The sequence below is a fragment of the Citrobacter cronae genome (assembly GCF_016893685.1).
GTDB lineage: Bacteria > Pseudomonadota > Gammaproteobacteria > Enterobacterales > Enterobacteriaceae > Citrobacter > Citrobacter werkmanii.
In genome coordinates this window covers 570,989-577,524 of record NZ_CP069763.1, presented here as the reverse complement: position 1 = coordinate 577,524, position 6,536 = coordinate 570,989, and the positions used below count along the sequence as shown (strand labels likewise).

6 protein-coding genes are annotated in these 6,536 nt (G+C 53.6%); 3 read left to right on the top strand and 3 right to left on the bottom strand.

From position 1 onward, the window contains the following. Positions 1-638 precede the first annotated feature (638 nt). Together JSN25_RS02340 and JSN25_RS02335 are read left to right on the top strand one after the other, a co-directional pair. Positions 639-1,970 (top strand): SLC5/6 family protein, encoded by a 1,332-nt coding sequence (locus tag JSN25_RS02340; protein WP_038634097.1) that lies wholly within the window; start codon positions 639-641, stop codon positions 1,968-1,970. A gap of 24 nt (positions 1,971-1,994) precedes the next feature. Then, the gene (locus tag JSN25_RS02335) at positions 1,995-3,305 is read left to right on the top strand and encodes an L-cysteine desulfidase family protein (RefSeq protein ID WP_150345451.1); all 1,311 of its coding nucleotides are present in this window, start codon (positions 1,995-1,997) and stop codon (positions 3,303-3,305) included. A gap of 53 nt (positions 3,306-3,358) precedes the next feature. Here JSN25_RS02335 and JSN25_RS02330 read toward each other — a convergent pair whose 3' ends face one another. Further along, positions 3,359-3,508 carry a hypothetical protein gene (locus JSN25_RS02330; protein WP_170973652.1) on the bottom strand — a complete coding sequence of 50 codons (150 nt, stop codon included), beginning with the start codon at positions 3,506-3,508 and terminating at the stop codon, positions 3,359-3,361. Between the two features lie 26 nt (positions 3,509-3,534). After that, positions 3,535-4,236 (bottom strand): pirin family protein, encoded by a 702-nt coding sequence (locus tag JSN25_RS02325; RefSeq protein WP_204525418.1) that lies wholly within the window; start codon positions 4,234-4,236, stop codon positions 3,535-3,537. Positions 4,237-4,340: 104 nt separating this feature from the next. Between JSN25_RS02325 and yhaJ the strand changes: the two genes are divergently transcribed. After that, positions 4,341-5,237, top strand: a complete 897-nt coding sequence (gene yhaJ / locus JSN25_RS02320; RefSeq protein ID WP_016154624.1) for a DNA-binding transcriptional regulator YhaJ — start codon at positions 4,341-4,343, stop codon at positions 5,235-5,237. Between the two features lie 109 nt (positions 5,238-5,346). On the opposite strand, the gene JSN25_RS02315 is transcribed toward yhaJ, so the two are convergent. Then, positions 5,347-5,712: a DUF805 domain-containing protein gene (locus JSN25_RS02315; protein ID WP_038642883.1), complete on the bottom strand. Its 366-nt coding sequence runs from the start codon at positions 5,710-5,712 to the stop codon at positions 5,347-5,349. Positions 5,713-6,536: the final 824 nt, after the last annotated feature.

Here is a 6,536-nt window from a genome sequence, read left to right as displayed (position 1 = left end):
TCAGTTAAGCATGTATGGAGAACATGTGATTCTTACTCAGGGTTCCGTTCACCTCCGCGGTGTCATTTCTCTGAAACGCCGTTACCCGTGAACGTGCAAGGGAGGCTTACCGCCGCCTCCCTTGCATCCCAGGCTCCCGGCGGGAAAATCGTCGCTGCGCGAGTTATTCGTCTTATGCCGTCTGCCTGTCGGGTCGGGGCCGAGCCTGCATCCATGCAGGCCGTCCCCTCTGCCCGCATCCCTGCGGGCAGACCCGGTCAGCCGCCAACGCCTCATCGATTTTCAGCCGGACCGGGGGGATCGCTTCAACGCTCTGACTTCCAGTTAAATCTGTTTTGCTGTTTTAACAAAAAACGCAGAAGGTGAGGTGTTAACTGACMARCATTAGTACTTTAGAGCACCTTTTTTGTTGTGATCTGCTTCAAAAACAGAAATTTAATACATTTAATGGTATTAAAAGAGAAATTATTTCTTAACTTTTAGAAATTACAGGGGTTTGTTTGTGAAGTTTTTCTCTGATCCCGCGCGTATCATTTATTCATTACTCCAATAGCTCACCTGCACCTTATGTACTGCGTATCGCATTAAGCAGTACGAAAAAAATAAAAAACCTCTACCTACACATTGAGCGGGAAATTATGGAAACGGCAACGAATAGCAGCGTAATACTCGACGCATCTGCTCCGGCGCGTCGGGCGGGAATGACCGAAAGCGAATGGCGCGAAGCCATTAAATTCGACAGCACGGACACCGGCTGGGTCATTATGAGTATCGGTATGGCAATCGGCGCGGGAATTGTTTTTCTTCCCGTCCAGGTAGGGCTGATGGGGCTGTGGGTATTCTTACTCTCCTCCATTATTGGCTACCCTGCCATGTATCTGTTCCAGCGTCTGTTTATCAATACACTGGCTGAATCTCCGGAATGTAAAGACTACCCGAGCGTGATCAGCGGCTACCTGGGTAAAAACTGGGGCATCCTGTTGGGGGCATTGTATTTTGTGATGCTGGTCATCTGGATGTTCGTCTATTCCACCGCCATCACTAACGACAGCGCCTCCTATTTGCACACGTTTGGCGTGACTGAAGGCTTACTGTCCGACAGCCCGTTCTATGGCCTGGTGCTGATTTGTATCCTGGTGGCCATCTCGTCACGCGGGGAAAAACTGCTGTTTAAAATCTCTACCGGTATGGTACTGACCAAGCTGCTGGTGGTAGCGGCGCTTGGCGTGTCGATGGTAGGGATGTGGCATTTATATAACGTAGGTTCGCTGCCGCCGATGGCGCTGCTGATCAAAAACGCGATTATCACGCTGCCGTTTACGCTGACCTCGATTCTGTTTATTCAGACTCTGAGCCCAATGGTTATCTCATATCGTTCTCGCGAAAAATCCATTGAGGTGGCGCGTCATAAAGCGCTGCGCGCTATGAACATCGCGTTTGGTATTCTGTTCGTTACGGTCTTTTTCTACGCCGTTTCCTTCACGCTGGCGATGGGTCATGACGAAGCGGTTAAAGCCTATGAGCAGAACATTTCCGCTCTGGCGATTGCCGCGCAGTTTATCAGCGGCGATGGCGCTGGCTGGGTGAAAATCGTCAGCGTTATCCTGAACATCTTTGCCGTAATGACCGCCTTCTTCGGCGTCTATTTAGGCTTCCGTGAAGCCACTCAGGGGATCGTGATGAACGTGCTGCGCCGTAAAATGCCAGCCGAGAAAATCAATGAAACCCTGGTGCAGCGCGGCATTATGGTTTTCGCCATCTTACTGGCCTGGAGCGCAATTGTGCTCAATGCGCCGGTACTGAGCTTCACCTCTATTTGTAGCCCAATCTTCGGCATGGTGGGTTGTCTGATCCCGGCGTGGCTGGTCTACAAAGTTCCAGCACTGCACAAATACAAAGGCGCCTCTCTGTATCTGATTATTATCACGGGCCTGCTGCTGTGCGTTTCTCCGTTCCTGGCATTTTCCTGAGTTATCTGAGCAAAGGTTGTTGTTATGTTTGAGACTACATTGAATCCATTATGGGATAGTTTTATTCGCGCAGTGCAGGAAGAAGTGAAGCCCGCGCTGGGCTGCACGGAACCTATCTCTCTGGCTCTAGCGGCGGCCGTCGCCTCCTCTGAGCTGGAAGGCGCGGTTGAACGCATTGATGCGTGGGTCTCGCCAAACCTGATGAAAAATGGCCTGGGAGTGACCGTTCCGGGGACTGGCATGGTGGGGTTACCGATTGCCGCCGCGCTGGGCGCGATCGGCGGTAATGCCAAAGCCGGGCTGGAAGTGCTGAAAGACGCTTCGGCTGAGGCGGTGGCGCAGGCCAAAGCGATGCTGAGCGCCGGAAAGGTTACGGTGATGCTGCAGGAGCCTTGCGAAGATATTCTCTTTTCCCGCGCGAAAGTGTACAGCGCTGAAGGATGGGCGTGCGTGACCATTGTTGGCGGCCATACCAACGTTGTGCGCATTGAAACCAACAAAGGTGTGGTGTTCGCCACAGAAGAGAGCACTCAGGAAGAGGAGCAGGAATCACCGCTGGCGGTACTGTCTCACACCTCGCTGGAAGAGATTCTGGCGTTTGTGAATGCGGTGCCGTTTTCGTCAATCCGCTTTATTCTCGATGCGGCAAAACTGAACGGGGCGCTGTCGCAGGAAGGGCTGCGCGGCAACTGGGGCCTGCACATCGGGACTACGCTTGAGAAGCAGTGCGCGCGTGGCCTGCTGGCAAACGATCTGTCTACCGCTATTCTGATCCGTACCAGTGCGGCATCGGATGCGCGAATGGGCGGGGCGACGCTACCGGCGATGAGCAATTCCGGCTCCGGTAATCAAGGTATTACCGCCACCGTTCCGGTGATGGTCGTTGCTGATCACTTTGGCGCGGATGAGGAAAAATTGGCGCGTGCGCTGATGCTGTCTCACCTGAGCGCAATCTACATCCATCATCAGCTTCCACGTTTGTCCGCACTGTGCGCGGCAACCACGGCGGCGATGGGCGCTGCGGCGGGTATGGCATGGATTGTCGATGGGCGCTACAACACCATTGCGATGGCGATCAGCAGCATGATTGGCGACGTGAGCGGAATGATTTGCGATGGGGCCTCAAACAGCTGCGCGATGAAAGTTTCAACCAGCGCATCTGCGGCGTGGAAAGCGGTGCTGATGGCACTGGACGATACTGCCGTAACGGGTAACGAAGGGATTGTGGCGCATAACGTGGAGCAATCTATCACTAACCTGTGCGCGCTGGCGTGTCGTTCAATGCAGGAAACCGACAAGCAGATCATTGAGATCATGGCCAGTAAAGCGCATTAATTTATAGGCCGGGTAAGGTGCAGCCGCCACCCGGCATCACTCTTAGCCGCCTTTCAGGCGGCTTCTTCATCTTCGAGCCGTAGCTCGGCATCGGCCACAATCGCTTCCAGTTCTGTCAGCATTTCTTCATAACCGAAAGTCGCCGTATTCTGTTTTTGCGGCTCAGCCGCAGGCTGGCGTTTTTTTGTTTTTTTCTTGCTCAATAGCCGTACTCCATTGTTTTCCATGACTATACGGGCAAATCTATCAGCAAAGCACGCAGCGGGGTATCGGCGACTAACGTTATGTTAGTCTCGTCACGAATAAATGCGCCATCGCCGCAGGTGAGGACTTCTTTTTCGGCGCCAGCCGTCACCGCATGGAATCTGCCGTGGATCGACTGCAGATAAGCGCGAGGCCCATGTAACTGAAAACTGAGCGATTCGCCTTGTTGCAGCTCAACATGATGCACCCAAACCTGTTGGCGCAGATGCAGGCTGCCTTGCTCACCGTCCGGCGAGGCCAGCAGCTGATGCTTACCGGCACTCAGCGTGGCTTTCTGCACGCAGGCATTTTCGCGCTGCGGGCAGGCATCCAGCCAGAGCTGCATTCTGGTTAACGGCTTATCTTTACTGATATTGTGTTCGCTATAGCTGATCCCGGGTTGTGTCGCGAGCAATAGCACTTCGCCTGCTTTGGCCTGAATATGGTTGCCTTCGCTGTCGCGGTACTCAGCTTCCCCTTCGAGGATCAGGTTGACGATATCCACTTTCGGATAGGTACGTGGCTGGAAAGAGGCCCCCGGTGCCAGAACTTCCTGGTTCAGAACACGCAGCGAGGCATAACCCAGCAGTTTAGGATCAAAATAGTGTCCAAAGGAGAAGGTATAACGGGCCTGCAGCCAGCCGTAGTCTGCCTGTCCGCATTGTTTGGCTGTACGGGTAGTAATCATAGTTCTTGACCTCTCTTTACTTCCTTTTATGTTAAATGGCTAGACGCTGCATTGTTAGCCAGATATTCTGCCCGGTATGTTCAAATTTCCTGAATGAGAACGAGATGGCCAAAGAAAGGGCTTTAACGCTTGAAGCGTTACGCGTCATGGACGCAATAGACAGACGCGGTAGCTTTGCCGCCGCGGCAGATGAACTGGGGCGGGTTCCGTCAGCCCTCAGCTATACCATGCAGAAGCTGGAGGAAGAGCTGGACGTCGTGTTGTTTGACCGTTCAGGTCACCGCACAAAATTCACCAACGTCGGGCGTATGCTGCTGGAGCGTGGACGCGTCCTGCTGGAAGCTGCGGATAAGCTGACTACCGATGCCGAAGCGCTGGCGCGTGGGTGGGAAACGCATCTGACTATCGTGACCGAAGCGTTGGTGCCGACGGCGGCGTTTTTCCCGCTGATCGACAGGCTTGCCGGGAAGGCTAATACCCAGCTTTCCGTTATCACCGAAGTTCTGGCCGGGGCGTGGGAGCGTCTGGAGCAAGGGCGAGCGGATATTGTGATTGCGCCGGATATGCATTTTCGCTCATCTTCAGAAATCAACTCGCGCAAGCTGTACTCGCTGATGAATGTGTATGTGGCGGCACCGGATCATCCTATCCATCAGGAGCCGGAACCGTTATCAGAAGTTACCCGCGTGAAATACCGTGGTATCGCGGTGGCGGATACCGCGCGTGAACGTCCGGTGTTGACCGTGCAACTGCTGGATAAACAACCTCGTCTGACGGTGAGTTCGATAGAAGATAAACGTCAGGCGCTGTTAGCCGGACTGGGCGTGGCGACGATGCCATACCCGCTGGTGGAAGAGGATATTGCGGCTGGTCGGTTGCGGGTAGTAAGCCCAGAGTCGACAAGTGAAATTGATATCATTATGGCCTGGCGGCGAGACAGTATGGGCGAGGCGAAATCCTGGTGTCTGCGGGAAATCCCGAAACTGTTTGCGGGAAAATAGCCGGACTGTTACGCCGGATACGGTGCAATTGCACCTTATCCGGCCTGGAGGACGGAGTATGTTGCAGGCCTGATAAGCGCAGCGCCATCAGGCATCTACATATGCTACGTCAGGATAACTGTTTGGGATCGGGCCCGAAGCGGTTGCTCCCCTGAGTTCCGTTTTGGCAGTTGAAAATGATGATAATCAACCAGCCAACGATCGGGATCAGCAGCACCAGCAGCCACCAGGCTGAACGATCGGTGTCATGCAAACGCCGGAACTGTACCGCCCACCAGGGGATAAACACCAGAACCCCATAAATCGTCGTTAAGATGCCTTCCCCTCCGGCGCGTTCCCAGCCAAGCATTCTGTCCAGGATACCCAGCACGAACGTGAAGATGATGTTGACCAGCACAAACATCCAGTATTCTTTACGACGCGCGCGACCACCAAAACCAAAGTAATTCTTTAATACGTTTAAATACCAATCCATTTTTGCCTCGTTCTGCATTCAATTACTTGTTTTTAAAGCAATCAAATTAAGAATAGCTGTGAATGAAATGATGGTAAATGTTTGATGTGTTAATTATTTGGCCCGCTGATGGGTAATACTTATCAGTGAACGCCTTAGTTTCAGAAACTATCGCCAGTGTGGTAGAMGTTATGAATATGCKSTCTCAGAGAAAGGGTTCCGTTCACCTYATGTTCATYGTTTCTCTGARACATCGATTCCTGTGAACGTGTAAAGGGCGTTCTCCGCCACGCCCTTTACAATCCCGGCTCCCGGCACGGAAAATTGCCACTTCGTGGTTCCCTCCGCTYATTCCTYCAGGCTTYCGKGCCGGGCGCGATGWARCGTCCYTGYAAAGCGCGCCCTGAACCCGCATCCCTGCGGGTTCTCCCGGCCTTACRGAAACACGTCGGCAATTTTCAGCCGGACCAGCCACACCTGACCATCTGTATTTTTATTTGAATATATCTGAACAGCAAAACAGATTTTACTGGAAGTCAGAGCGTTGAAGCGATGACCCATGTCCGGCTGAAAATCGATGAGGCGTTGACGGCTGACCGGGTCTGCCCGCAGGGATGCGGGCAGAGGGGATGGCCTGCAGGGATGCAGGCTCGGCCCCGACCCGACAGGCAGACGGCATAAGACGAATGAATCGCGCAGCGACGATTTTCCCGCCGGGAGCCTGGGTTGCAAGGGAGGCGGCGGTGAGCCTCCCTTGCACGTTCACGGGTAACGGCGTTTCARAGAAATGACACCGCKGAGGTGAACGGAACCCTGAGCMARAATCACATGTTCGCCATACATGC